The sequence below is a fragment of the Paenibacillus sp. cl123 genome (genome assembly GCF_900101595.1).
Taxonomy (GTDB): Bacteria; Bacillota; Bacilli; order Paenibacillales; family NBRC-103111; genus Paenibacillus_G.
Genome location: NZ_FMYY01000008.1, coordinates 79233 through 105698, shown reverse-complemented (window position 1 = coordinate 105698; position 26466 = coordinate 79233). Strand labels below are relative to the sequence as shown.

The following is a 26466-nucleotide window of genomic DNA, read 5'->3' as shown; positions in this document are numbered from 1 at the left end:
GGCTTCACAACGGCGGAAACTCCAAAAGGTTCAGCTCGTGGATCGACCAGAAATTGCCCGCTGCGCCGGTCTGCACCAGTTTGACGTAACGGGCCGTCTGTGCAGGAAACCGGACAGTCAGCAGCGCTTTGCCTGCGCCGGCGGCGGCAGGCGTCCCCCAATTCACGCCGTCTGCCGAGACATAAACTTCATAGCTGCGCGGATAGTCATAGGCACTGCCGGCAGTATCCGCTTCGAGGCCATTGAATGTGCGCAAGCCGCCGAGGTCGAGCTGAAACCATTGTCCGCTGACTTGATGAACCCCCGTGTCCCAGCGGGTGGACGGTTTGCCGTCCACAGCGTTCGCAGCTTTGGCGGGCTGGTGGGAGGCTGAAGCCGTCCACCCTGTCCGCTCCAGCTTGTAGGGCGCTCCCCCCGGCTCGGCATAGGTCGCTGCCGTGACGGACATGGAGCTTGGCGATTCATTGCCCGCCGCATCCCTCGCTTTTACCGTAAAGGTATACGACGTAGCCGGAAGCAGTCCGTATACCGTGTAGGTGACCCCCGTCACCGTCTGCTCATTCAGCCTGAGCGCGCCCTGGTAAACGTCGTAGCCGGCCACTCCGATATTGTCGCTGGAGGCGGTCCAGCCGAGACTGACGCTGTTTGCCGTCCGCCCGAGTACGGACAGCTCCCCGGGTGCCGTTGGCGGCGCCGTATCGGCAGATGCAGCACCGCCGGGAGTTACGACGTAAAGCGGATCGCCGGCCGGGCCTTGACCGGACCCGTTGACGGCTGTGATCCGGTACGTATAGAACACGCCGGGAGCAAGTCCCTCGTCCGTATAAGCCGTCCCCGCTACGGAAGCCGCAGCGGTCTGCCAAGCGGAGCTTCCTCCGCTGCGCCGCTCTACCCGGTACTCCGCAGCCTCCGGATCGGCGGCCCAGGACAAGGCGACGGACGTTGGCGTTGCCCGCGTTACGCCGGCCAGCTTAACGATGCCGGGCCCAGGCGGCGCAAGTCCAAGCAGGGCGTCTACGGCGGCTGTCACGCCGCCCGCGTCGGCCGCTACGATATTCAGCGCATGACGTTCCCCAACAAAGGGAGAATTCGCCAGACTGACCGCAGCATGGCCTGCCGTGATCCCCGTTCCATGCTCCGGCAGCAGATAACCCCGGGCTTGATCAAGGAGCAGCACGTTGGTGGAGGAAGTGCCCAGCAGCACCAGATCCGAGTCCAACGTCAGCCACTGCGGATAGGAGGTCATGGACTTATAGGTCTGCAAGCTCTTCACCACCCCGCCTGGCTCCGCGAGCCCGAGCGCTACGTCCCGTCCCTGCTGCGCAAAATGCTGCACCAGCCGCTCCGCCTGAGCGGAGATGGCAGGATCGGCTTGCTGCGCCGCTGTCAGCGCGATCGTCAGCGGCACCTCGGAGCGAGCGGCGAATGCCCGGATATGCTCCGGCTTGTGCAGCCGGACCGCAGGCTCAGGATCGGCGGCTGCGGACAAAACGTTGACTTCGACGGTTGTTTCCAAGCCGCTGAGCAGCTCCTTCGCCTTCACGGTGTAAATGCCGGGAGCGTCCTGTTTGTGCAAGGGCAGCTTGGCGCTCAAGCCAGTCGCCGTATACACGGTTGCCGAGTCTCCGCTAACCGTATGGGTGACCGTCAGTTCAAGCGGGATGCCGGCCATCGCCTCCGGATTGCGGATCGTCGCGAACGCCTCGTAGAAGCCGGACTCCGCCTCCGTTACCGTCAGCCCCGGAGCCGTCACCTCGGCCGGCGGGAGGGCATACCATTGGAAGCCGTTCGTCTGCAGGTCGACCTGCGCAGCCTCGGCTGGCGTCAGCTTGCGGCCCTGCCGGACATCGTAGATCGGCCTTGCCGTATTCCACTGCAGCGCCGCGGTCTGGCCGAGCAAATGCTGGCTTTCACCTGCCGCCGCATCATGCCGTTCATTTAGCACGGTAACGTACTCCGTGTCGCCGGCCCGGGTCGGCACGGCCCATACCGTGCTGCTGTCCGAGTAAGCCGCTGGCTTCGGCACGCCGGCCATCGCTGTCCGCAGCTTGGCGATATTGGCCGTATTGCGGCTTAAGAGCAGGTTCGTCTGATCCGTATTGCTCTGGATCACATAAGACGCCACCTGCATCCCCGTCTCGGCGGAAGCCACGGGAGATACGGATTCGCTGTCCTTCAGGATACGTCCTCCCTGATCGACGAAGCTTTGCAGCTCCGACACGAGCCCGTCATACCAGTGCCAGCTTGCATCGAATTCGTTCAGACCGACTAACAGAATCGCCTTGATCGAGGAGGGCAGCCCTCGCTTCAATTCCTCCGGCGTGATGATCTTGGACGGCCAGCCGGCCGCATGCGTCAGGAACAGCGCCTCCGAAACTTTGCCCTCATGGGAGCCCTGCAGCAGCTGCTCCTCCGACGGGCTTTCGCCTCCGACAATTCCCCGCAGCAGCGCCTGATCGTTCACATACATGATGCCGATCGAAGGGGTCGGCTCCGTCAGCGCGTACGCCCCGCCGTACTTGTGAATCCAGGCGTACAGCTCTTTCTGTTCGCCGATCATCTGCGGATGGGCGAGCGGCCCCCGGTCGTTGGGAAGCACATTGGTGCCGATCGCCTGGATGCCCCGCGTCAAGGTCATCGCGTACGTCTTCTCGCGGTCGGCCTTGCCGAAGAAGAGAGAAAAATCGTCCTGAATCGCCCAGGTCGGCTTATTCGGCGCATAGCTCCGCAGCTTGTCGATCAGCGACACCGCATGGAGCGGCTTGGAGGCATTCAGCTCATTCCAGTCGTAAGCCGTCTGGACAGGCAGCTGCTCGTGCATCTCCTTGCCGGGAATAGTCGCCCACAGCCAGCCGCCCCGTCCGCCAACTCCGGGCGAGCTTCCGTACGATCCGGTTGTCGTCGTGTAGGCGGCGTTTACCTCGGCAGCGGCTCGCGCAAAATATCCGTACTCCCTGAACGTCTCGTTGTACCGCCCGATGTAGTCAAGGAACGGTCTCACGCTGCCCGCCCAATATTCATGTGTTTTCAGCGAATATTGTCCCTGCAGGCTTGGCGCGATCGGCGTCGTCAGCGGCTCGCCGGCCCCGGTCTGGAAGGGCGCGAACGCCCGGCCCCACGGCCGGTTCGGATGCGGCGGCGCCCAGTCCCAGTATTGGGCGTAGGCGGCGTTATCCGCGCCCAGGCTGATTCCCGCCACATTGGGGTAGCGGCTCAGCCGCTGAAGGCCGAGCTGGAGCTCCCGGTACAGCGGAGCGTGATAGTCGGCGATATAAGAGCTGTAGAACGGCAAATTCTGGCTTGACGTACTAATCACATCCCAGTCCGTCCGGGGAATGAGCCCGAGCTGCACGCCCCTTTCCGCCAGCGCTTGGGCCATATGCTCGTGACTGCCGGCAGCTGCCGGGTCCGCAAACGTACTGAATTCATATACCCGGTCATAGCCGGTATCCGCTACGTAATCGGCATATTGATCCACAGTGCCGACGCTTGCATATTGCCGGGCAATCTCGCTGTGCTCGGAGTGATAGTAACTGCCCGAGCTCATCCCGTGGGGCAAATAGACGAAGTTGACCGACTCCGGCGAGCGCGGCACCGCCGTTCCGACATGCCGCGAGATCGGAGCGGCAGCGGAAGGGTCAGGCTCAAAAGCCGGCGCCGGCGGCTTCGCTCCGGACAGCGCCTGCACATCGGCGTTCCATGCCGCCTCATGCGGGAACGTCTCGGGACCGTCCATGCCGGTTACCGTAATCGCCGGGCCCGGCCCCGGTACCGTTAGATCGATCTGCAGCGGAATATCCTTCGGATCTCCGGGAACGATCGGCGCCAGACCCGCATCGAATCGCACCGGCCCCCGGCCGTCCACCCATAGCTCGTAAGGCTTGCCGCTTTCATTTTGCGGCAGGAGCAGGGTCAGGGAATCCAGCGTCCGCGTCCCGCTGTTATAGATTTCTTGGCCGTCGTTTTTCAGGATAACGCTGCGGACCGCGCCGGCGGAAGCGCCGGCAATTTTGACGGGAAAGGTCCACAGCTCGTAATCCCATGTCCAGCTGCGCGCGGTCCGGTCCGTCGTATACACATTCGTCTGCCCCCAGCGCCAGGCAACTCCCCGGAGCCAGTGATTGCCGGGCGACAGCACATTGTCATACGGCTGCTGCACGATGGACATGTTGGCGGGCGGCTGCTGAAGCAGCAGCTCCGTTTTATATTCCGGGCCGGATGCGAACGGCTCGACGGTCCGAACCGTCCCGGCGCCATTATCCTGCGGAATATGCAGCTGAACCCGCGGCCAATCGACCGCGTCCGGTCCCTCTCGACGGGCGGCGTTCTGATGAATCTTGGCGCTGCCCTTCGTAAACAGCCCCGTCGGCGTATCGAAGCGAACCAGCCGCAGCGTGGTGTATTTGGTCGGAGCGGTGAAGTCGCTGTCGGCTGCGGGACGCGTCATAATCGTATTGTTCATATCCGCTTGAATCTGGGCTTGCGTGAGCGGCGCGGCATACATCCGCAGCGAATCGACCGCTCCCCGGTAGCCGTACTTGACCATCGTGCGGGTGGTGTTGTCGAAGTGCCATTCCGTTCCCAGCATAACCGGCAGCTCATTGGGCAGCAGATCCGTAAATACGCTGCCCGCCGGCACCTGGCCGACCAGCTTGCCGTTTACATAAAGCCATGCCCCTTCGTATTTCTCGAAGACGGCGGCCACGTGGGACCACTGGCCCGCCGCCAGCTCCGGAGCTGCGAATGACCAGTTGTACCATTTCTCGCCATAGTCGGAGCCGAAATAAAGCTTGTTGCCCTGAAGGCCAAGATAAAAGGTCGTACCTTTCCAGTTGGCATCCCGCTTGGAGGCGATGGGCTGGTAGCCGTTCAGATCATCCGGCTTGATCCAGGCCGATATCGTAAAAGCGGACGATATGCGGTTCAGCCGGCCCGGCTGGGTGATCGTCGCCTGATCGCTCCCGCTCAGCACAAGCGCCTGCCCGCTGCCTGGACGGCCCGGCGCGTAAGCGGCCGGCGCTTGGAAAGAACCGGCCTTCTCCGGCTGCTCCGGACGGTGCGTGCTCCAGATCGCGGCAGGGTCCGAAGCCTGCGGCTCCATCTCGTATTTCGCGATCAGCGGCAGCTCCATGACCGGCTGGGTTGTGACTGTCAGAGCCGCAGGAGCGGATTCGTTGCCGTATACGTCCCTTGCCTTCACAACAAGCGAATAAGCCGTATTAGGGGTCAGGCCGGTGAAGCGGTGGGCGCGAACGGCCGGAGTCGTGGAGACGACCTTGACCGAATCGAGGTAGATGTTGTAGCCCGCTACGCCGATATCGTCCGTGGAAGCGTCCCACGACGCGTCGAACTGGGTATCCAGAACTTTTTTAACGGTGAGGTTTCCCGGCGTCGTCGGCGGGTTCTCATCCGGCTCCGGCAGTCCGTATAGGTTCAGCTCATGGACCGACCAGTAGCTGCCGACCCCTTTCGTCAGCGTCAGGCGGACGAAGCGCGCCGTCTGCTCCGGGAAAACGGCCTGGACCATAGCCGAAGTTCCGGTAAAGGTCCCGATCGGGGCGCTCCAGCTCTCGCCATCCTCCGAAACGGTCAACTGAAACTCGCGCGGGTAATCGCCATTGGACCCTGTCGCATTCAGCAGCAGCTTGTTATAGGCTTTGCCTCCCGGGCCCGTGTCGAGCTGCAGCCACATGCCCGCCGCCTGCGCCGCACCGCTCGACCATCTCGTGGAAGCGCTGCCATCAATGGCCGAATAAACGCTGGCTGCGCCATGCGAAGCGGTGATCGACCACAATGCGCGTTCCAGCGCGCCTTGTGTGGTGAAAGCGACCGGCTCGCTGTAGGACGACTTATGCCCAGCCATATCGACAGCCCTTATCTGATACGTGTAGGCGGTCCGGGGAGCCAGCCCTTTCAGCGTTAACGCCGGCTGGCGGGTGAAGCCGGCATATTCGGCGCCGGCGTACACCTCATACCCGAGCACAGCTACATTGTCGGCGCTGGGGCTCCAGGTCAGCGATGCCTCCGTATCCGTTACGGAAGCTGCGGCAGGGCCACCCGGCGCAGCCGGCGCTTCGAGGTCATCCGTATGGGAACCGAACAGCTTTAAGTTTTGAATCGACCAATAATTACCGACTCCCTTGGTCAGCGTAATGCGCAGATAACGGGCCGTCTGCTCGGCAAAATCGGCCTGGATCAGTACGCTGCCGTTGCCGGAAGCGATCGGGCTGCTCCAGTTTTCCCCATCCTCGGATACGGCTACCGAATATCCGCGGGCGTAATCGCCGCTGTAGCCGGTCGCGTCGATGACCAGCTTGTGGTACGACTTCGCTCCGGGTCCGGTATCGATCTGAAACCACATGCCGGACGCCTGATTCGCGCCGCTGGTCCAGCGGGAGGACGGCAGCGCGTCGATCGCCATCCGTGCAGCGCTTCCGCTATTATGCGAAGCGCTGACCGTCCAGAGTCCCCGGTCCAGCTCATCCAGATTCACGGTGACCGGCGTGCTGGGGGCCGACACGTTACCGGCCGCATCCTTGGCCCTCACGGTGAAAACGTAATCCGTCCCGGGGTTCAGTCCCTCCGCCCGGTACAGCGGAGCTCCGCTGACGCTTGCCTCCAGCGCCCCGTCCCGGTAAACGTCATAGCCGGTCACACCGGTATCGTCCGCCGGGACCGACCAGGTCAGCTGCGCGGACGCTTCTGTCCGCCAGACCGATTCCAGGTTAGCCGGAGTTCCCGGCGGCTGCGTATCTGCGGCCAGAGCCGGGACGGCCTGAAGCGGCAGCAGTCCGGCGAGCAGCGAGCCGACGAGCAGTCTGGCCGCCGTGCGATGCATTTTTTTCCACATCAATGACACTCTCCTCTCGAGCATTTGTCGGGGCCGATGATTCGATTTGTTTCGTGATTCCGCCGCTTGGCGGAGCCCCTCACCTCCTTTCCAGCCCTTGGGCAGCCCGCAGACGGGCCGCTGCTCCAGGTCGGCTTACCCGAACGAGCCGCTCAGACCCTCCTCGACGCTCACCCCTTCACTGCCCCGATCAGCACGCCCTTGACAAAATATTTCTGCAGGAACGGATACACCGCCAGCAAAGGCAGCAGCATGACTATAATGCCTGCGGACCGGATGGATTCCGGCGTCAGCATCTCCTCGGCCTCCTGCGGCTGGACATTGTTCAGATTCTGCAGCAGCGACTGGTTGGCCACCATATTTTGGACCAGGACGGCCAGATTGAATTTGGATGAGTCGTTGATATTAATCAACACGCTTTGGAACGAGTTCCAATACCCGACGCCATAGAACAGCGTCAGCGTCGCCAGCACCGGCATGGACAGCGGCAGCACAATCTGCCACAGCAGCCGCCACTCGCTGCACCCGTCGATCTGGGCAGCTTCATTCATCTCTTCCGGAATTTGCTCGAAAAACGCTTTCAGCACGAGCATATTGTAGGCGCTGACCAAGCCCGGCAGCCACAGCGCCCAATACGTGTCGACGATACCGAGTCCGCGGTTGACGAGGAAGGCCGGAATCGCCTGGATGCCGAACAGCATCGTGAACACGATGGCCAGGGTGAAAAACCGGCGCGCATAGAAATGCCCTTTGGACAGCGGGTAAGCGGCCAGAATCGTAAACAGCATGCTGAACACGATTCCGAAGCCGGTAATGACCAGGCTGTTGCGGAATGTGCGCATAATCGGCGTGCCTTCGATCAGCATCCTGTAGGATTCGAGCGAAAAACCGACTGGCCATATCCCGACCCTTCCCGCTGCGACGGCTTCGTATTCGCTGAGCGAAATCGACGCCAGATTCAGCAAAGGAATGAGGCAGCTTACGCCTGCGATAAACAAAAGCGTATCATTGACGGCATAGAACCATTTCTCACTGCGCGAAAGCTTCATAAACGTTCGCCTCCTTTACCATAGCGACTGGTCGAACAGCTTGGCGAGACGATTGGCGCCGATAACCAGCACAAGGCCGATAACGGCCTCGAACAGCCCCATCGCGGTCGTCATGCTGTACATCCCGCCTTGAATCCCGACCGTATAAATATAGGTGCTGATGACGCTCGACACGTCGGACACGACCGCGTTCTGCAGGTTGTACACCTGATCGAAGCCAACTTCCATCACGCTGCCCATGGACAGGATGAGCATCAGCGTCATCACCGGGAGAATGCCCGGCAAGGTGACGTAACCGACCTGCTTGATCTTGCTTGCGCCATCGATGCTGGCCGCTTCATACAGCGAAGGATCGATCGAGCTGATCGCCGCCAAGTAAATAATGGCCGAGAAGCCCGCTTCCTTCCAGATGCCCGAGCCGAAAAAAATCGCCAGCCAGGAGCCCGTCTGATACAGAAAGCGGACCGGCTCCCCGCCGAAATACGCGATAACCGCATTCACCGCACCTGCCTGCGAGCCGAACAGCGTAACGGCGATGCCGCCGACGATGACCCAGGAGAAAAAATGGGGCAAATACAGCAGCGTCTGCACCGAGCGCTTGAACCATGACCGGCGAACCTCGTTCAGCATGACCGCGATCAGGATCGGGAACGGGAATCCGATCACGATCTTGAGCAGGCTCAGCACGAAGGTATTGCGAATAATGTCGAGCGACTGCGGATTGGAAAACATCATCCGGAAATAGTCCAGCCCCGCCCAAGGGCTTCCCCATATGCCCTGCATCAAATTGTAATGCTTGAAGGCGATGACATTGCCCAGCATCGGCACATAGCGGAACAGCACGAAGAAAACAATGACGGGAATAAACATCAGCAACAGCGGCACATTGCGGCGAAACCGGCTGCGGCTGCGCGTCCGAAGGACCAGGATGTTTTCCTTGAAATCGTTGGCTGCCGTTTCATGTATTTTCATAAGGTCTCTCCTTCTCCTCTCCGCCCTGAGCGCATATTCTCTAAGATTTGAACGGCAACAGGTCCGTTCGCCCCAGCCGACCGGACCTGTCCCTATCACTGGCCTTTATTTATTGCCGTACAGCTTCACCGCATCTTCCCCGAACTGGTACAGGTCCTTCAGCAGAAAGGCGTTCGCTTTATTTGCCTCATACCATTTGGCGTAAAATTCATCGACGCGCAGCCCGCCGGACTTCTCCCAGATGCTTTTCGTATCCTTCTCCGCCTGATCCGCCGTATAGCCGGCCCCGCTCACAACAGCCTTCATCCATGCATCCTTTATCTGCTGTTCGGTATTTTTCACGATAAGCGCCAGGTCCTGAGGCAGCACCGGCAAATATTCAGGCTTCAGCGTCGGAATCGGACGATCCTTGCTGACATAGGCCTGATTGGCGTCCAGCGCCAACTGGCGCAGCGTTTTTTGCGTGTCCGTATCGCCGGCGCGCTGCTCCAGGAACGAGCATTTGCCCAGCAGGAGCAACGACGACATCATCCGCATATCAGCGGTATACGATATTTCCTTTTTATTTTTTTCGACGTCGATCGGCTTCGGGCAGCCTGCTTCATTTTTGCTCCAGTGGACGCCCTCCTGGCCGTTCTCCAGCGTACGCGCCGTCTCCGGCTTAATCATGAAGTCAATATACTGCATAACGGCCTTCGGATTTTTCGCTCCCGCGTTGATCGCTCCGACCATCTGGATCGGGCTGCTCACAACCGGACTAAACTGTCCGAATTCGGACTTGGGCAGAGGCAGCATAGCCAGCTTCGCCTTCGCATCATTTTTCTTCAGCGCGTCGTAATCCTTGTCAGTCAGCTCCTGATGCAGATACATGCCAAGCTTGCCTGACATGAAGTCCTGCTTCGCTTTCTCGCCGTTTTTGTCTGCAAGAAAATCTTTGTCGACTGCGCCCGCATCGAACAATTGCTTCTGGAACGCCGTCGCAGCTTTCAGACGGTCCCACTCGTGAATAAACTTGTCGCCCTCGAAGCGCCACTGAACCTCGCCGAATCCGAACATGTGCTGCAGGATCGAAACCCCGTTGCCGCTCAGATTCAAGCCGAACGTGTCAGCCTTGCCATTGCCGTCCGGGTCCTGAGATGCGAACGCCTTCGCTGTCTGCAGCAGCTCCTCCGTCGTCGCCGGCATCGGCAGGTTGAGCTTCTGCAGCCAATCCTCGCGGATATAAATCCGGTGGTTCGCATTCAGCGGCGTAACCTTGCCGATCTCATAAAGCTTGCCGTCATCTTTCGTGCCCAGCTTCTTCAGCTGCGGGAACTGCTTCATCAGCTCTTTGTACGTGGTGCTGTGCTGCTCGATGACCTCATCAAGCGGCATAAGCAGCTTCTGCGCGTACCATTGGTTGCGGTAACCGGTATCGTACTCCAGAATCAGGTCGGGCGCCGAGTTAGTCGCGAACAGGGCGTTGAACTTCTGCAGCGATTCCCAGCGGGGCACCGTAATATATTTCACATCAACCGGTCCCTGCTTGTTGACCCACTCTGTCCAGCGGTTTTTGTCCCAGTTCCCTTCCTCCGGCGGTATATTGTTGCGCTCATACATGGAAACGGTGATGCTGCCCCGCGCTTCCGGCGTTTGCGCTTTCTCTCCTTGCCCCTGCGGCTTGGACCCGGCAGCGTCCGGAGTTTTGGGCTCCGCGCTGCAGCCTGCGACGATGACTCCAGTCAGCGCAAGCGCCGTCATGCCTGCTTTTAGAATGCTGCGCTGCCTTTTCTTGTTCATGCTCATTTCGATTAAGCTCCCCTCGTTTATCGTGATCGTTGTACAGCCCGCCGTCCTGATTGCACTATACCGCAGGCCTTCGATTTCGAGCAATTTACATGTTTCGCTCAACTAACCGATTGGCCAAAACGACCCGGCTAACCGGAATTCAGCCATGGACCAAATGGCAAAAAGGCCCGCCGCAGCAAGGAGAACGGGAGCCTTTTATCGTATGTGGACTAGTCAGTCGAATCGAACCGTCGCGTTACGGTACATAGGGAAAGCGCCCCCCGTACCCGGCCGTCAAAGGACGCTTTTCTCATAGCTTTTGCGGTAATCGCCCGGCGTTGTGCCCATGACCTTCTTAAAGGCCCGGATATACGAAATATCGTGGAGATAACCAACCTCGGCGGCGATCTGCTTAAGCGACAAGGAGGTTTCCTCCAGCAGCCGTCGGCTTTGGGCTATCCGGACGCCGACCAGATAATCGACCAGCTTCTCGCCAAACGTTTCCTTAAACAGACGGCTTACATATTTGCCGTTCATCCCGAACTTCTCGCACAACTGGTTCAGTGAAAGGTCCGGGTTCGCGTACTCGCGGTCGATATAGTCTTTCACCTCGCAGATCAGCTTGTAGTGGCTGCGGCTTTCCTGCTGCTCCCGCAGCCTGCCGCTGAACTCCTCCAATATGGCGGCGAACCGGCTTTCCATCTCCCCGCTCCAGTCGAACGTATCCCTCAGCTCATTCAGCTTTCCGACGATCTCGTTCTTCCATACGTCCTGCATATCAGGCGGAAGCTCCACCATCTCGCGGTACAAATGATCGATGAACGTGCCCAGCACCTGCACCAGCTCCTCCCTGGGCAGACGCTGGACGCGCACTTCCCGGAACACCGACTGGAACATCTCCCGCCAATTTTCATCCCCCGTCCGGAATGCCCGGGCAAAGCTGCGGATCAGCGGAAGCTGCCGGTAAAGCTCGCCGTTGCCGGACTGCGCATCCCGGTAGGAAATGACCCGGTTCGGTCCTGCGCTGGCCTTGAAATCCAACGCCTGCCGGGCCTGCACGTACGTCTCCGGCACCTGAAGCGTATCGTCTACAGCGGAACCGAGTCCGACCGTTACCGTAAACTCCAAATTGTCCTTCACCCAAGCCTGCGCCTCGCCGGTGACTCTTAGCAGCGCATCCTCCGCCTCGTCCGCCTCGCGGGCGTTCTGATACAAAGCGGTCAGCTGATGCTGGGCCGTCCATTCTGTCCAGACCGTGACCCGATGGGTTTCGGCCAGCTCCTTGACCACGCTGTTCAGCACGAATTTCAGCAAATACAAATCCCGCTGCGAATAGCTGGACTGCACGGCCGGATACTTGTCGATTTCATAGATGGCAACGGCTAGCGTGCGGAATGCGCCCGGCTGATCGAAACGCTTCGTTTCCCGCTCCCATTCCTCCCGGTCGATCGCCCGGTTCCCTTCCAGCAGCTCCGTAAAAAAATGCCGGCGGCGGTAAATGGAATCTTCCTCATGCATTTTCTGATACGTATTCGACTGGTCGATCAAACTGTCCAGCGCCTGCTCGATGAATTTGAATTCATCCTGCCCCTTGCGGGACAGCTTGGAGCTGCGGCTCTGCGAATACAGCTGAATCCGGTCCATAATTTCCTCGATCGGTTTGTAATTCCTGCGGGTGACATAGGTCATCCATACCGTGCCGACGATTACCACAATCAGGCTGGCCGCGATCCATACATAGGAGAACAGAGACACATACTTGAACACATTATCGTCATGCACGCCGCCTGTATACGACCAGCCCGTATAATCCGAGCTGAGCCGGGATAACGTCGACCCCGGCAATTTCTCGCCGGTTCCCCCTGGCCCCGCGATGACAGCGCCGCCGGCATCGCGAATCTCGACGAAGCTGCCCGGACCGGTCAGCTCTTCGAGCCGCTTGCCGATTTTGGCCAAGCTGATATTGACGACAACCAGCCCTTGCCCGCCCTGCAGCAGCGGATATTTGCGCACCATCGAGACGACGGATGCCGGGTAACGCTCCTGATCCTGAAATTCCATATACGTACGCGGCCCCGACAGCTCGTAGAGCATCCCCCTGTCCGCCCGTCCGGCCGCAAACTCCCGGTCTCCGAACCGTTCGAGCGGCATGAACGTGTTCGTGCTCAGCACCATGTTATCCGCATAACGGTACAAATAGATCGAATCGATCAGGCTGTCGGGTCCCCCCATCTGATGAATCCGTTTGGATATTTCATAGGTATCGAAATAAGAGATTGCGCCCTCTCCTTGAAAGAAACCCCTCAGCTTCTCGTCGGTTTCCAGCTCCTTGATGAGCGCGCTGTCCGTTTCTTTTAATGAATAGTCGATCAGCTGCATCAGATGGCGGACGAGCTGCTGATTCCCGTTGGCCGTCTCCCGCTGGGACATCTCGCTCAGAAGCAGGAAGGTAACGAGAACGAGGATCGAGGTCAGGCTGAAAAAAATCGGAAAATAGGAGAACAGCAGCCGATAAAACCAGGTCTTCTTCATGATGTCTCCTTTCGCGGGCAACCGTCTTCGGCATCCAGTCGCGAGAAAACAGCCTGCTCCGCTTTTTTGCCCTATGCGACGAATATTAACACGTGTTATCTGCTGCTGTAAAGCCATATATGCCACAAAAAAGACCTGACCGTTTGTCAACAGCTTCTGTGAAGCTGTCGGCAAAATCGGCCAGGTCCTTGATGATCTCCACCTATGGCTCTTGCTTTCGGTCCCGGGGAGAAATGGCCCCCTTGTCCATACCGAAGCGCCGACAGGGAGTTGAAACAGCGGTAGCGGCAGCCTTTGCAGCCGGATTCCCCCGAGGAAAAGAGCTTACTTCGCCTGCACCGACTGAAGCTGCTCGCGGGCGGTCAGAGCGGCCTGCACCATGTTGCGCAGCGACTGCTCCGTCTCCGGCCAGCCGCGCGTCTTGAGGCCGCAGTCCGGATTGATCCAGAACAGCCGGGCGTCCAGCGCATGCAGGGCGCGGTCGATCATATCCGTCATTTCCTTGACATCCGGTACGCGCGGGCTGTGGATATCGTACACGCCCAGGCCGATGCCGTGGTCGTAGCCCTGCAGCTCGAAGCTTTCGATCAGCTCGCCGTGGCTGCGCGACGTTTCGATCGAGATGACATCGGCATCCATCGCCCGGATCGAATCGATCATATCATGGAACTCGCAATAGCACATGTGCGTGTGGATTTGCGTCGTATCGCGCACCGTGGAGGTTGCGATGCGGAACGAGCGGACCGCCCAGTTCAAGTAATGCTCATGGTCGCTGCCTTTCAGCGGCAAGCCTTCGCGGACGGCAGGCTCGTCCACCTGAATCATCTCGATGCCGGCGCTCTGCAGCGCTTCCACCTCGTGACGGAGCGCAAGCGCGATCTGATTCGTCACCTGCTCGCGGCTCATATCGTCGCGGACGAAGGACCAGTTCAGAATGGTAACCGGCCCGGTCAGCATTCCTTTGACCGGCCGTGACGTCAACGACTGCGCATAGGCGCTTTCCCGGACCGTCATCGGTTCCACGAAAGCCACGTCAGCATAGATCACCGGCGGCTTCACGCAGCGGGAGCCGTACGATTGCACCCAGCCATTGGCGGTGAAGAAAAATCCGGCCAGCTTCTCGCCGAAAAATTCGACCATATCCGTACGCTCGAATTCGCCGTGCACCAGCACGTCAATGCCGATTTCTTCCTGCAGCCGGATGCAGCTTTCGATCTCCTGGTTGACGAATGCCTCGTAGGCGGCATCGTCCAAGCTGCCCTTGCGCCACTGCTGGCGGGCTTGGCGCACTTCCTTCGTCTGCGGGAAGCTGCCGATCGTCGTGGTCGGCAGCAGCGGAAGCCGCCATTTCTCCTGCTGCGCCTTGAACCGCTCGGCGAACGGCTGGCTGCGCGTGTCGGCCGCTTGATCGATGCCCGCCAGACGCTCGGCTACATCCGCCCTGTTCCGCTCGGGGAGGGCACGGAAGCGGGACAGCGCGTCGCGGGCGGCAGCCAGCTCGCCGGCTGCCGCCTCGCGGCCCTCGCGTTGCGCTCTCGCCAGCAAAGCCAGCTCGTCCAGCTTCTGGTCGGCGAAGGCAAGCGCGTCCTTGATCTCAGGCTGGAGCTTGTCCTCCCGGTCCACGGTCACCGGCACATGGAGCAGGCTGGAGGACGGCTGGACAATCAGACGGTCCGCAGGAACATAAGCGGACAGCCGGTCGATCAGCTCTAGCTTGGCGTCCAGATCGGAGCGCCATACATTGCGCCCGTCGATGATGCCGGCAGCGAGCTGCTTGTCCTGCGGCCAGCCATGGCGCTCCAGCGCCTCCAGGTGCCTGCCCCGGTCGTGGACAAAGTCCAGGCCAATGGCATCCACCGGCAAGGCGGTCACGCGGTCGAAATGATCGACCGCTTCGAAGTAGGTTTGCAGCAGGATGCGCAGTCCCGGCACTTGAGCGCGCAGCCCGGCATAGATGCGCTCGACGAGCTCCAGTTCCTCGGCCTTCATATCCTTGACAAGCGCCGGCTCATCGATCTGCACCCACTGCACGCCCTCCTGTTCGAGCTCCTGCAGCAGTTGAACATAGAGCGGCAGGAATTGGTCCGCCTTCTCCGCCAGCCTGGATGCGGCGAAGCCCTTGGACAGCTTAAGGAAAGTATACGGCCCGACGATGACCGGACGCCCTTCGATGCCGGCTCGTTGCTTGGCGAACCGGTAGGCGGCCAGCGGCTTGTTCTCGGCCAGGTAAGGCTGGAGATCGCCTACTTCCGGCACGATATAGTGGTAGTTGGTGTTGAACCATTTGGTCATCTCGCTGGCAACCGCCTGAGCGCTGCCCCGCGCCATAGCGAAATACGTTGCCAGTGAAACCGGTCCCCCTGAATGACCGTAGCGGGCTGGAACGATGCCGAACATAACGGCCATATCCAGCATATGGTCATAGTAAGTAAAGTCGTTAACCGGTATGAAATCGAGCCCCTTCTCCTGCTGACGGCGCAGCTGGCCGAGACGGATCGCCTCCATCTCCGCTGTCAGCGTCTGCTCGTCCGTCTTTCCCGCCCAGAATGCTTCCAAGGCTTTTTTCCACTCCCGCTGTTCTCCGATACGCGGATAACCCAGGCTGCCTGTCCGTATTTGATTGCTCATAGTCGATAATGACCTCCCCATTGTGATTGAATCTCCCGGCTGTATGCCCGTTCCCCGTCGATACCCAAACAAAAAAGGCGTCTCTCCCCCTAAAGAAGTCAAGGGGAAAGACGCCATCGCTATTGCTCGTGGTTTGTGCCGTCTAACACCTCCCTATCTCCCGTAGGTAATGCAGTGTCGTCGAAACAGGCAGGTCTCCTGGCTATCAGCGTCAACATCGTCAGCAGTCTTCCCGGCTGCTCTTGCAACCAGTGACATGTGTGCTGCGACTCTTCTGTTACAGTGGCGGGACCGCGTCGGCTTTGCACCGAACTTCCCTATTAAGCTTATCCGGAGACTGATTCATCTCCGGGAAGCACCTGTTTCCCGTTATTCAGTTGTGGACATCCGCTAAGGATACAACGATCATCATAACCGAGCGGCGGTAATTGCGCAAGAAGTTATTCCGAATTTTCCGATATAATTACAAATCCAGCGACATTCTCACCATATCGATAACCTGAAGCCCGTTTTCGTATATATTTTCCTTATAATGGCGGGTGAAAAAGTCCCGGTCGATCCAAGTCGTCCGGAAACCGCACTTCTGGTATAACGCCAGCTGCGAGAGTCCGGTGCTCCCTGTGCCCACCTCGATGGTCTTGTAGCCGAGAGCCTTCGCTTGGCCAATCGCATGGAGGACAAGCGTTTTGCCGTGGCCTTGTCCCTGGAACGATTCGGCCACCGCAACATTCACCAGCTCGGCCGTACCCGGACGGGTCGGCAGCAGCACGTAAACGCCGATGGCCTCCCCATCCCGCTCCATCACATAGGACCGGCCTCTCGAGATATATTCCTCCACCAGCTCCTCCGAAGGATCGGCCAGCAGCAGCAGCTCCATCGGCGGCCGTTCGTCCGGTTTCAGCTTTCTAATGTCCATATCTTCAGCCTGCTCCCCTCATATTTCCTTGCGAATGCTTATACAGCTGCTCATAATAGCCGTGCAGCTCCAGCAGCTCGCCATGATCGCCCTGCTCGACAATTTCGCCGCTGCGCATCACCAGTATCCGATCGGCCTGCATAATCGTCGACAGCCGGTGCGCGATGACGAGCGTCGTGCGCCCCTGCGAAACGACAGCAAGCGCGGACTGGATCAGCTGCTCGGTATAGGAATCGAGATTGGCCGTCGCTTCGTCGAGAATAAGCACTTTCGGCTGGAATACGATAATCCGGGCGAAGGAGATCATCTGCCGCTCGCCTGCCGACAGCCCGCTCCCCCGCTCGGAGAGCCGGGTGTCGTAGCCGTCCTTCATCCTGGCGATCACCGCGTCGGCTCCGACGAATTTACAGGCGCGGATCACGTCTTCGCGCGAGATCGATTCGTCGAACAACCGGACATTATCGATGATCGAGCCCGAATACAGGTAAGGCTCCTGCTGCACGAGACCGACGATCCGGTGCAGGGTGTTCTGCGGAATGTCGCGAATATCCGTGCCGTCGATTTTGATGCTGCCCTTCTGCACGTCGTAGAACCGGCAGAGCAGCCCGATCAGCGAGCTTTTGCCCGCGCCGGTCGTGCCGACGATGCCGATCAGCGAGCCCGGAGCGATATGCAGGTCGATGTCGCGGATAACGGGCTGATTCTCCACATACGAGAAAGTCACCCGGTTGAAGTCGATTTTGCCGCGGACCGTCTCGGGAGCAATCTGCTTGGGAGCGGCCGCATCGGTTACTTCAGGCTGAACGGAGAATATCCCCCAGATCCGGCTGACCGATACGGTAGTCGACTGCAGCGTATTCCACTGCTGGGTAATCGTATTGATCGGCTGGAAGAACATGCGGATGTACGTGATAAACGCGTACAACACCCCGAATTCCAGCTGCTTGTCGAAGACGGCAATGCCTCCGAGCCAGGTCACGAACGCCACGGACAAGTTGCCCAAAATATCGAAGGACCGGTTGAACAACACATTCGTACGGATTTCCCGCAGGTTGGACCGATAGTACGTGTGGTTTTTATCCGTAAATTGACTTTGCTGCTCCTTCTCCTGATGGAAAGCCTGGATCAGATTCATCCCGGCCAGATTCTCGGCGACGAACGCGACGAGCCGCGACAGATTGGCACGCGTCATCTGATACGTCTTGCGCATATACGAGCGGAAGGAGATCGCGATCGCGGCAATGATAGGCAGCAAAATGAGACAGTACAGCGTCAGCTCCACGTCCAGCTGGAACATCAGCACGATGATAAATACAAGCGTAAGGCCGTCCCGGATCAAGCTCAGCAGCACCTGATTGAAAAACTGGTTGATCGTCTCCGTGTCGCTCGATACATGCGTGATCAGGCTGCCGCTTGGCATGCGGTCGAAATAAGACATCGACTGCTTCGTAATATGCTCGAACAGCTCCTTGCGGATGCGGGCGACGATGCTCTGACCGGCATACTGCAGCAAATTATTTTGCAGGTAGGTGAACAGCAGCCCGGTCAGCGAAAGTCCGAGATAGATTGCACAGATGATCACAAGCGTTACGTAATTCGTATCCCCGGCCATCAGATGGTCGTCGATCGCAATTTTGACCAGATACGGCTGAAACAGATCAGCTGCGATCGCCAGCAGCGTACAGACGATCATCAACGCAAAGGTTCGGCGATGCGGCTTCGCGTAGGAGAACAGCACGCGGAAGGCTGATCTGTACTTGGTCGGAGCTTCTTTAGAAGTTTTATCCTTCGGCATACTGATTCCCCTCCTCCTGAATGGCGTGCAGCATCGCGTAGATCCCCGGCTGAGCGATCAGCTGGGCATGGGTGCCCCGCTGTACGATTCTGCCCTCATCCATCACGATGATGATATCGGCATGCTTGAGCGCACTGATTCGATGAGCGATCAGGATGGTCGTCCGTCCGGCCCGCTCCTTGCGGATCGTCTCGATGATCGCTTTCTCGGTGACGGCGTCAACGGCGCTTACGCTGTCGTCCAGCAGCAGGATCGGCGAGTTTTTGATCAGCCCCCGGGCGAGACTCGTACGCTGCCGCTGGCCGCCGGACAAGGTGACGCCCCGCTCGCCCAGCTTCGTGTCGAACCGGTCGGGGAAGTCAAGGATATTGCTGTAGATCTGAGCTTGCTTGGCTGCCCGCTCGACCTGGTCGATGCCGGAATCCCGCCGGTAAAACGCAATATTGTCGCGGATTGTCGTGCTGAACAAAAAGCCCTCCTGGGGCACATAAGCGATCTGGCTGCGCAGGCTCTCCAGCGTCAGCTCCCTAATATCGACGCCGCCGATCTTTACCGTGCCTGCAGGAGGATCATAAACGCGCAGCAGCAGCTTGGCGAGCGTCGTTTTGCCGCTGCCTGTTTTGCCGATGATGCCGACCGTTTGCCCCGGCTCCACCGTCAGATCCACGTCGATCAAGGAAGGCCGCTCCGAATCGGGATAGCTGAAGGTCAGCCGGCTGATCCGAATCGCCGAGCGGTCAAGATCCAGCTCGCGTGCCCCTTCCAGCTCCAGTATATCCGGGCTTCGCCTCAACAGATCGCCAAGCCGCTCCAGCGACGCTCTCGAGCGCTGCATCGTATTGATCACATTGCCGATCTGCTGCAGCGGATTGACCATCATCCGGATGTACAGGGTAAGCGCGACAAAGCTCCCGAGCGTAATATTTCCCTTGATCGTCAAGTACCCGCCAAAAGCAAGCGTAACGACAAGTGAAAGCGCGCCCAGGAATGGGATCAAGGCTTGGAACAAGGAGGAAACGCGCACAAGCCTCAGCTGGTTATCCCGAATTCGGTCCACCGTTTCTCCAAAGCGGCGGATCATGATCGATTCGGCCGCGAACTTCTTCGTTACGCGGATGCCGCCGAACTGCTCCTCGGCCGATTCCGTCATTTTGCTCAGCGACTCCTGCACGGTCAGGGATCTTTTGCGGATCACGGGACCGAAGCGGACGACGAGGAACGGAATGATCAGCAGCGGCGCGACGCATACGGCGATCAGATACAGCGGGATCGAGCTGGCCACCATCATGGCTACGGCTGCGATCAGCAAAATCACGGCGTTGGTCGTCTGGTTAATGCCCATCGAGATCGACTCGCGGATCGCGGTGACGTCGTTCATGACGTAGCTCAGCATTTTGCCGACCCCATGCTTGGAATAAAAGCTTTCGCTCAAGCGGGTAAAATGCTCGAACAGCTTGCGGCGCGTGACAAACTCGAAATACCGGCCCGCGCGCATGACCACATACTGCCCGGTTCCGGCCAGCAGGCCGAACAACACGCCGACCGCAAGCAGCTTGAGGCTGTAATTCACGATCAGGGGAGGCGTCAGCTCGCCCCGCTGCAGGTGATCCGTGAAATCGCCAAGCAGCTTCGGGTAATACGATTGAATGATGTTGGCCGCCGCGATGAGCGCGACCGCAAGCGCGTAATGATGCCACTTGGACTTGACGTAGTCGAGCAACAGCCTCTGAGAGTTCATGAAGCAATTCACTTCCTATTATCTTAGTTGGCAATGCAACTATATAAGCCTGCACGCTCCTGAAACCACATTTGCTCACGTTCATGTCACTGCTCTTCACGTATTTTACCACAACCCGGGCTAGAGCTAAACGGTTTTGGGCAGAAAAAATACCGATTGCGCCCGCTCCCTTATTTTGTTATGATGGTGAACGTCTCTCTCGCGTTTCGCCTTGACTGAAGTTGGCGGATTAGCCCCGTCTACAAACTTATCGGAGGTGTACAATGCTTTACTACGTTTTGGCCGTCAAGGCCTACTCCCGCAACCTGCAATACCGCGGGGCGCACATGGTGCACAACATAGCCAGCGCGATATTCGGCTACATGTATGCCTGCATCTGGATAGGCATAGGTGAAAACCGCTCGCTCGGCGACTATGGCGTGCAAGGCATGATCAGCTACATCGCGTTCACGCAAGCCTCCCTCTGGATTACCGGATTCATCACGAACGGCCTCGGTATTCCCCAATCGGTCCGAACCGGCCACATCTCGCTGGATCTCATGCGACCCGTTCATCTGTTCACTCACCTGATGAGCCGGGAATGGGGCCAGATCGCTTACCAGTTTGTGTACAAATCCATTCCTATCTACGCCCTGTATGTGATCGTCTTCTCGCTTCAGATTCCTGCCGATGCTTCCCGCCTCGCCCTCACCGCTCTCGGCTTGGCCTGTTCCGCGTACGTATCCATCTGCATCAATTATCTGATCGGGGCGACCGCTTTGTGGACGACCGAATCGAACTGGCTCTATTGGGGCAATCACGCCATGATGATGCTGCTCGCCGGCTTCTTTATTCCGGTCGAATGGCTGCCCGGCTGGCTGCAGACGATCAGCTGGTGCTCTCCTTATCCGTATTTGCTCTACGTCCCCACCCGCATTTATCTCGGATTCGAAGACGGCTCGCTGCTGCTTGGCTCCTTGCTCTGGTGCGTCTTCCTGACTGCCGTATGCCTGAGCGTTACCATGCTGCTGAGGCGGAAGCTGGAGGTGCAAGGGGGATGAAGCACGTGAAGCAATCGGAGCATGCGGAGCAGTCAAAGCATGCAGAGCAATTAAAGTATGCAGAGCAATCAAAGCACCTAGAGCATCCGGAGTCCGCCAAGCATGGGAAGCTCTCCTCCATCACCTCAACGGCCCGCTTGTATGTCCTGCTTATCCGGGCCAGCATTCGCAGCCGCATGCAGTACAAGCTCAACTTTGTACTCGGCAGCCTGCTCGCCGCTCTGATCCAGATCGCCGAATTCCTTATGCTCGCCATTGTCATGAACAAATTCGGTGCGATGCGCGGCTGGAGTCTGTACGAGGTTGGCTATTTATTTGCGGTGATGACCCTTTCCAAAGCTTTGTACCGCACCTTCGCCAATGAAGTGCATAATCTCGAGAAATATTTGGTCGGAGGCGAGCTGGACCAGCTGCTTACCCGTCCCGTGCCTATTCTCTTTGCGCTGTTCACGCAAAACTTCCGGCTGCTGCCCGGCGAATTTGTCCAAGGAGGGTTTGTGCTTGGCTGGGCGCTGAACGGCATGCTGCAAAGCGGCCAGATCGGCTGGACCGCGATTCCTTATACGCTGCTGTCCATCGGCACCGGCTCGGTCATCTTGTTCGCGATCGGCCTGGCGACCGCCACGGTCGGATTCTGGATGACGCGGATTACTGAGCTGCAAAACATTACGGAGGACGCGGCCCGCACGGCTGCCCAATATCCGCTTGTCCTTTACCCCGGCTGGATGAAGTCCATGCTGTTGTTCGTCATCCCCGTCGGCCTGGTCAGTTATGCCCCTGCGCTTTTCATTCTGCGGGGCGAATACGGAGGCTGGCTGCTGGCTGTCATCGGCGCGGCGGCGCTCCTCTGTCTGGCTGCCAGCCTGCAGTTCTGGCGCTACGGCTTAACCAAGTACCAAAGTACAGGCAGTTAGAGAGGAGCGAAAACAATGATCCATACAACCAGTAAGCCGGAAGGCAAGGAAGCCATCATTCAAGTTAGCCATATCGGCAAAACCTTCAAAACACCCGTAACCCGGGAGGGCAGGTTTGCCGGCCTGCGCACGCTGTTTTCGCGCGAATACCGGATTAAGGAGGCTGTCCGCGATATCAGCTTCGCCATCGGCAAGGGTGAATTTGTCGGCTATATCGGCCCCAACGGAGCCGGAAAATCAACGACGATCAAGATGCTGACCGGCATCCTCCATCCGTCTCAAGGAACTGTCCTGATCGGAGGGGATAATCCTCACCGCAGCCGGCGCAAGGTAGTTCGACGGCTAGGTGTCGTATTCGGTCAGCGCAGCCAGCTGTGGTGGGATTTGCCGGTCAAGGACTCCTTCGACATTCTTGCCGAGATGTACAAGGTCGAGCCCGGCGACAAGCGGCGAAGGCTCGGACAGCTGGCGGAGCTGCTGGACCTGGAGGAATTTTGGCAGACGCCCGTCCGCAAGCTGTCTCTCGGCCAGCGGATGCGCGCCGATCTGGCGGCAGCGATGCTGCACGATCCCGATCTGCTGTTCCTGGATGAGCCGACGATCGGCCTCGATGTTACAGCCAAGCGCAATATCCGGCAGTTCCTGAAGACGCTGAACCGCGATTTCGGCAAAACCGTCCTTCTAACGACCCATGATATGGACGATATCGAGCAGTTATGCGACCGGGTCATGGTTATCAACCACGGCCGGCTGGCCTACGACGGCACGATCGCCGACCTGCGCGGGCTTATCGGGCTGCCGACCGTCATCCGCGTGACCTTCCGGGGCGGCTTCACGGTACCCGAGCTTTCGGGGGGCGATGCAGGGTCAAGTTTCCGCGTGACCGAGCGGACCGACCACGGGGTCGTCATCGAGGGCAACCGTCAGGAAGCGACGGCTATGGATATGCTGCGCGAGCTGAGCGCCTGGGGAGAGATCGACGATATTCATATGGAGGAACCCGAATTTGAGGATGTCATTCACCGGGTATATTAGCAGCGCTGCCGGAACCCCGCCGGTTCCGGACTTTCATCGCAATCGGGCATTATTGATGATATAATAGCAGCTAAATCTACTATAGAAGGTGACATCATTGAAATACAATTTTGACGAATTGATCGACCGCCGCAATACGCGTTCCTACAAATGGGACCAAGGAGAGAAGCTGTTCGGGGCTGCCGATGTGCTTCCTCTCTGGGTCGCGGATATGGACTTCCACTGCCCACCCGCCGTCCGCGACGTGCTGATCCAGCGGGCTCAGCTGGGCGTGTACGGCTACGCCATACATACGGACAGCTACTACGACTCGATCGTGAAATGGTACAGCCGCCGTCACGATTGGGAAATCAGCCCGGGCTGGATAACGGACTCTCCCAGCATCGTAACTTCGCTCAGCCTGGCTGTGGAGCTGTTCAGCGAGCCGGGCAGCCAGGTCGTGCTGCAATCGCCGGTCTATTATCCGTTCTATGACGTGATCCGTACCAATGGCCGGGTAGTTGCCAAAAACCCGCTGGTGATCCGTGACGGCCGCTTCGAGATGGACTATGACCAGCTCGAAACTTTGTTTCAAGGCGGCGCCAAGCTGCTGCTGCTGTGCAGCCCGCATAATCCCGGCGGCCGCGTCTGGGAGCGCGAGGAGCTGCTGCGCTTGGGCGCGCTGTGCCTGCAGTATGGCGTCACCGTTGTCTCTGACGAGATCCACGCCGATCTGACCTTCCCCGGTCATAAGCATATTCCGTTCGCTTCCCTGTCGCCTGAGCTTGCCGACCGAACGATCACCTGCCTGGCGGCGACCAAGACGTTTAATTTGCCCGGGCTGCATACCTCGTTTATCGTCGCGTCCAACCCGGCGGTCAAGCGCAAGCTGGAACAGCGCCTCAAGTCGCTTAGCCTGCATATGGCGAACCACTTTGCCCAGGACGCGGTGCAGGCGGCTTATAATGAAGGCGAGGAATGGCTCGATGAGATGATGGCTTACGTCAAAGGCAATCTCGACTTTGCCATCGCCTACCTGAAGGAGCAGCTTCCGCAGGTGAAGCCGCTTGTGCCGGGAGGCACCTACTTGCTCTGGCTGGACTGCCGGGACCTCGGGCTCGATGTGAAGGGCCTGAAGGAGCTGATGTTTGTCAAAGCCAAGGTCGCCTTCAGCGAAGGCTCCGTATTCGGCACCGAGGGCGAAGGCTGGCTTCGCATCAACCTCGCTTGTCCGAGATCGATCGTAGAGGAAGGTCTGAAGCGGTTCTGCCAGGCCGTATCCGGACAGCCGGTTTAATAGCAGACATGCGGCAGTTCCGCTTCGTGCGGACTGCCGCATGTTTTTTGGCGCATGTTCCGCGGCGTCGTCGTTCGGATCGGTTTCCCTGTAATTCCGATGAATGCGCGCAACCTGCGGCCGATCGCGATCGATGTTTCCGCTCGCTGCTTCAAGCCCCTAGCGGCTCTCCCGCATTCTTTTCACCCGACTTCTAGCGCAAGCTGCCTCTTCCGCATCGCTCGATCAAGCTGGCCGCATAGTCGTCCAGACGTTCCATTATGAGCCGGTCCGTCAGCCCGGTTACTCCGAGCTCCGTCCATCCCTCATATACCGAAGGAGGTCCGAAGAGAATATCCGTCAAAGAAACGAGATCCCAATACGGGTCATACTGAAAAGCTTCGCCTGCGTACATGCTGTAGGCCGACAGAAAGGCATCCGCCGCCTCCAGCCCGTGAAGCTGCGCCAGATTGACCCGGCAATGACCGACATCCACTCCCGCCGGCCCTCGGCAGGCATTTACCCAATCCACAACCCCGCTTACCCGTCCTTCTTCCCAAAGCACATTGTTCGGGTGATAGTCACGGTGAATGAAGCATTCGCGATACGCCGGACGAGGTCCTCGCACTTGATCCACGACAGCGCGCCATACGTCAGGCCGGTTCGTCCAGCCGGGCGCCTCCAGGGTCTCAAGCTGCTGATAGGTGAAGTAGGCCCATGCGAACTCATCGGCCCGCACCTGATGAATTTTCGCCAGCGCTTCGGCAAGCCCCGCGATCCAGCTTGCCATACTTTCGGGCAGCAGGACGACGTCCCCCTTCAGTTTGGTCATCAGCAGCGCAGGCATGCCGGTCATGCTGCCGGTCTCATCCCATGCAATCACCTGCGGCGTCGGCACTGCTGCCTCTGCAGCCAAGCGCAAGCTGTGAGCTTCATGCCTCGGCAGGTCAGGCTCCTGGCGCAGCCACTCCGCGTTGTCGAACCTGCGCAGCACCCATTCGGCAGTTCGCTCTCCCTCCCGAAGGGTGACAGCGTGCACAAGCGAAGATATCCCTCCTTTCAGTCGATGAACGGCTTGTACCGCCGCTTCGGGAGACGCCTGCTCCACGATCCATGCCAGCAGCCGATTTGAGAGCAATTCTTTTTCCGATATCTGCATGAAGACAATGCCTCCCTCCGTTAATTGCCGAAACTCAGATTTATTGTAGTGGAAGCGCGCGGCTAAAGACAAATCTATCCCTTCCACGAGCTGCCGATTTGGATTATAATGCGCTAATATCCATCTATTTGGAGGTGCCTTATGGGCAAATCTTATCCGAACATGCTCCCTGAGCATGAAGCCTTTATCCGCAAACAGCATATTTTTTTCGTCGGCAGCGCTCCTACAGCAGTCGAAGGGCATGTGAATCTGTCGCCCAAGGGTTATGATTCCTTCCGTATTTTATCGTCCTCGCAGGTGGCCTATCTTGACATGACGGGCAGCGGCAACGAAACGAGCGCCCATCTGGAAGAAAACGGCCGAATCACCTTCATGTTCATGGCCTTCGAAGGAGCGCCCATGATTCTCCGGCTCTACGGCTCGGGCCAGGTCGTGCTGCCGGACACGCCGGAATGGGACCGTCTGATCCCCCTCTTCCAGCCGCTGCCCGGAGCGCGCCAGATCATAACCGCCGCGATACACGAGGTTAAAACCTCTTGCGGGTTCAGTGTCCCTTACTTCTCCTATGAAGCCGATCGGGACACGCTCAAGCAATGGTCCGTCAACAAGGGAGAAGAAAAGCTGGACGCTTACCGCCGTGAGAAAAACAGGGTCAGTATGGACGGACTCCTTACCACGCTGGGGAAAAGCTCTCCGTGATTTTTAAGCCTGAAGAAGCTCCCGGCGCTGCAAGCGCAAGGGCACTGAAGCCGAGCGCTCAGCAGAATAACCAACTTTTTCGGCATCCTTACGTATAGACAGACGAGAGACGGATGG

At 58.8% G+C, this 26466-nt stretch carries 15 protein-coding genes and 1 riboswitch; of the genes, 5 read left to right on the top strand and 10 right to left on the bottom strand.

The annotated features are described in order from the left end of the window. Positions 1 to 4: 4 nt before the first annotated feature. The 9 genes from BLR08_RS15385 to BLR08_RS15345 all read right to left on the bottom strand — a co-directional run bounded on the left by BLR08_RS15385 (position 5) and on the right by BLR08_RS15345 (position 20247). Positions 5 to 6850, bottom strand: coding sequence for a fibronectin type III domain-containing protein (locus BLR08_RS15385; protein ID WP_072332262.1), 6846 nt, complete (start codon positions 6848 to 6850; stop codon positions 5 to 7). 170 nt (positions 6851 to 7020) lie between these two features. Then, complete coding sequence (locus BLR08_RS15380) at positions 7021 to 7899, bottom strand: carbohydrate ABC transporter permease (protein ID WP_072332265.1); 879 nt, start codon at positions 7897 to 7899, stop codon at positions 7021 to 7023. Between the two features lie 15 nt (positions 7900 to 7914). Further along, a complete protein-coding gene (locus BLR08_RS15375; RefSeq protein ID WP_072332268.1) occupies positions 7915 to 8871 on the bottom strand; it encodes an ABC transporter permease in 957 nt (318 codons plus the stop codon). Positions 8872 to 8976: 105 nt separating this feature from the next. Further along, on the bottom strand, positions 8977 to 10656 hold the full coding sequence (locus tag BLR08_RS15370) for an extracellular solute-binding protein (RefSeq protein WP_256257678.1): 1680 nt from the start codon (positions 10654 to 10656) through the stop codon (positions 8977 to 8979). A 276-nt stretch (positions 10657 to 10932) separates the two neighbouring features. Then, the gene (locus BLR08_RS15365) at positions 10933 to 13170 is read right to left on the bottom strand and encodes a helix-turn-helix domain-containing protein (protein WP_072332271.1); all 2238 of its coding nucleotides are present in this window, start codon (positions 13168 to 13170) and stop codon (positions 10933 to 10935) included. A 324-nt stretch (positions 13171 to 13494) separates the two neighbouring features. Then, positions 13495 to 15798 (bottom strand): 5-methyltetrahydropteroyltriglutamate--homocysteine S-methyltransferase, encoded by a 2304-nt coding sequence (gene metE, locus BLR08_RS15360; RefSeq protein WP_072332273.1) that lies wholly within the window; start codon positions 15796 to 15798, stop codon positions 13495 to 13497. 170 nt (positions 15799 to 15968) lie between these two features. Then, positions 15969 to 16176: riboswitch (cobalamin riboswitch) on the bottom strand. Positions 16177 to 16261: 85 nt separating this feature from the next. Next, the gene (locus BLR08_RS15355; RefSeq protein ID WP_072332276.1) at positions 16262 to 16714 is read right to left on the bottom strand and encodes a GNAT family N-acetyltransferase; all 453 of its coding nucleotides are present in this window, start codon (positions 16712 to 16714) and stop codon (positions 16262 to 16264) included. 4 nt (positions 16715 to 16718) lie between these two features. After that, positions 16719 to 18509 (bottom strand): ABC transporter ATP-binding protein, encoded by a 1791-nt coding sequence (locus BLR08_RS15350; protein ID WP_072332279.1) that lies wholly within the window; start codon positions 18507 to 18509, stop codon positions 16719 to 16721. After that, entirely contained in the window at positions 18496 to 20247 is a 1752-nt protein-coding gene (locus BLR08_RS15345; RefSeq protein ID WP_072332284.1) for an ABC transporter ATP-binding protein, read from the bottom strand. The genes BLR08_RS15350 and BLR08_RS15345 overlap by 14 nt, the downstream gene beginning before the upstream one ends. A gap of 263 nt (positions 20248 to 20510) precedes the next feature. Between BLR08_RS15345 and BLR08_RS15340 the strand changes: the two genes are divergently transcribed. From BLR08_RS15340 to BLR08_RS15325, 4 genes are all read left to right on the top strand, one after another. Then, positions 20511 to 21287, top strand: a complete 777-nt coding sequence (locus BLR08_RS15340; RefSeq protein WP_072332288.1) for an ABC transporter permease — start codon at positions 20511 to 20513, stop codon at positions 21285 to 21287. Between the two features lie 176 nt (positions 21288 to 21463). Further along, positions 21464 to 22201, top strand: coding sequence for an ABC transporter permease (locus BLR08_RS15335; protein WP_256257684.1), 738 nt, complete (start codon positions 21464 to 21466; stop codon positions 22199 to 22201). Positions 22202 to 22255: 54 nt separating this feature from the next. Continuing rightward, positions 22256 to 23236, top strand: a complete 981-nt coding sequence (locus BLR08_RS15330) for an ABC transporter ATP-binding protein (RefSeq protein WP_072332502.1) — start codon at positions 22256 to 22258, stop codon at positions 23234 to 23236. A 97-nt stretch (positions 23237 to 23333) separates the two neighbouring features. After that, the gene (locus tag BLR08_RS15325) at positions 23334 to 24512 is read left to right on the top strand and encodes a MalY/PatB family protein (RefSeq protein WP_072332291.1); all 1179 of its coding nucleotides are present in this window, start codon (positions 23334 to 23336) and stop codon (positions 24510 to 24512) included. A 193-nt stretch (positions 24513 to 24705) separates the two neighbouring features. On the opposite strand, the gene BLR08_RS15320 is transcribed toward BLR08_RS15325, so the two are convergent. Further along, positions 24706 to 25650, bottom strand: a complete 945-nt coding sequence (locus BLR08_RS15320) for a phosphotransferase family protein (RefSeq protein WP_072332294.1) — start codon at positions 25648 to 25650, stop codon at positions 24706 to 24708. A gap of 141 nt (positions 25651 to 25791) precedes the next feature. Here BLR08_RS15320 and BLR08_RS15315 point away from each other — a divergent pair, with 141 nt between their 5' ends. Continuing rightward, positions 25792 to 26349 (top strand): pyridoxamine 5'-phosphate oxidase family protein, encoded by a 558-nt coding sequence (locus BLR08_RS15315; protein WP_072332297.1) that lies wholly within the window; start codon positions 25792 to 25794, stop codon positions 26347 to 26349. The last annotated feature ends 117 nt before the right edge of the window (positions 26350 to 26466 follow it).

Excerpts from the sequence above, each read along its gene's own strand:
- BLR08_RS15370 (WP_256257678.1), bottom strand. The coding sequence starts at position 10,656 with ATGAGCATGAACAAGAAAAGGCAGCGCAGCATTCTAAAAGCAGGCATG.
- BLR08_RS15365 (WP_072332271.1), bottom strand. The coding sequence starts at position 13,170 with ATGAAGAAGACCTGGTTTTATCGGCTGCTGTTCTCCTATTTTCCGATT.
- BLR08_RS15380 (WP_072332265.1), bottom strand. The coding sequence starts at position 7,899 with ATGAAGCTTTCGCGCAGTGAGAAATGGTTCTATGCCGTCAATGATACG.
- BLR08_RS15315 (WP_072332297.1), top strand. The coding sequence starts at position 25,792 with ATGGGCAAATCTTATCCGAACATGCTCCCTGAGCATGAAGCCTTTATC.
- BLR08_RS15385 (WP_072332262.1), bottom strand. The coding sequence starts at position 6,850 with ATGTGGAAAAAAATGCATCGCACGGCGGCCAGACTGCTCGTCGGCTCG.
- metE (WP_072332273.1), bottom strand. The coding sequence starts at position 15,798 with ATGAGCAATCAAATACGGACAGGCAGCCTGGGTTATCCGCGTATCGGA.
- BLR08_RS15345 (WP_072332284.1), bottom strand. The coding sequence starts at position 20,247 with ATGAACTCTCAGAGGCTGTTGCTCGACTACGTCAAGTCCAAGTGGCAT.
- BLR08_RS15340 (WP_072332288.1), top strand. The coding sequence starts at position 20,511 with ATGCTTTACTACGTTTTGGCCGTCAAGGCCTACTCCCGCAACCTGCAA.
- BLR08_RS15320 (WP_072332294.1), bottom strand. The coding sequence starts at position 25,650 with ATGCAGATATCGGAAAAAGAATTGCTCTCAAATCGGCTGCTGGCATGG.
- BLR08_RS15355 (WP_072332276.1), bottom strand. The coding sequence starts at position 16,714 with ATGGACATTAGAAAGCTGAAACCGGACGAACGGCCGCCGATGGAGCTG.
- BLR08_RS15375 (WP_072332268.1), bottom strand. The coding sequence starts at position 8,871 with ATGAAAATACATGAAACGGCAGCCAACGATTTCAAGGAAAACATCCTG.
- BLR08_RS15350 (WP_072332279.1), bottom strand. The coding sequence starts at position 18,509 with ATGCCGAAGGATAAAACTTCTAAAGAAGCTCCGACCAAGTACAGATCA.
- BLR08_RS15335 (WP_256257684.1), top strand. The coding sequence starts at position 21,464 with ATGCAGTACAAGCTCAACTTTGTACTCGGCAGCCTGCTCGCCGCTCTG.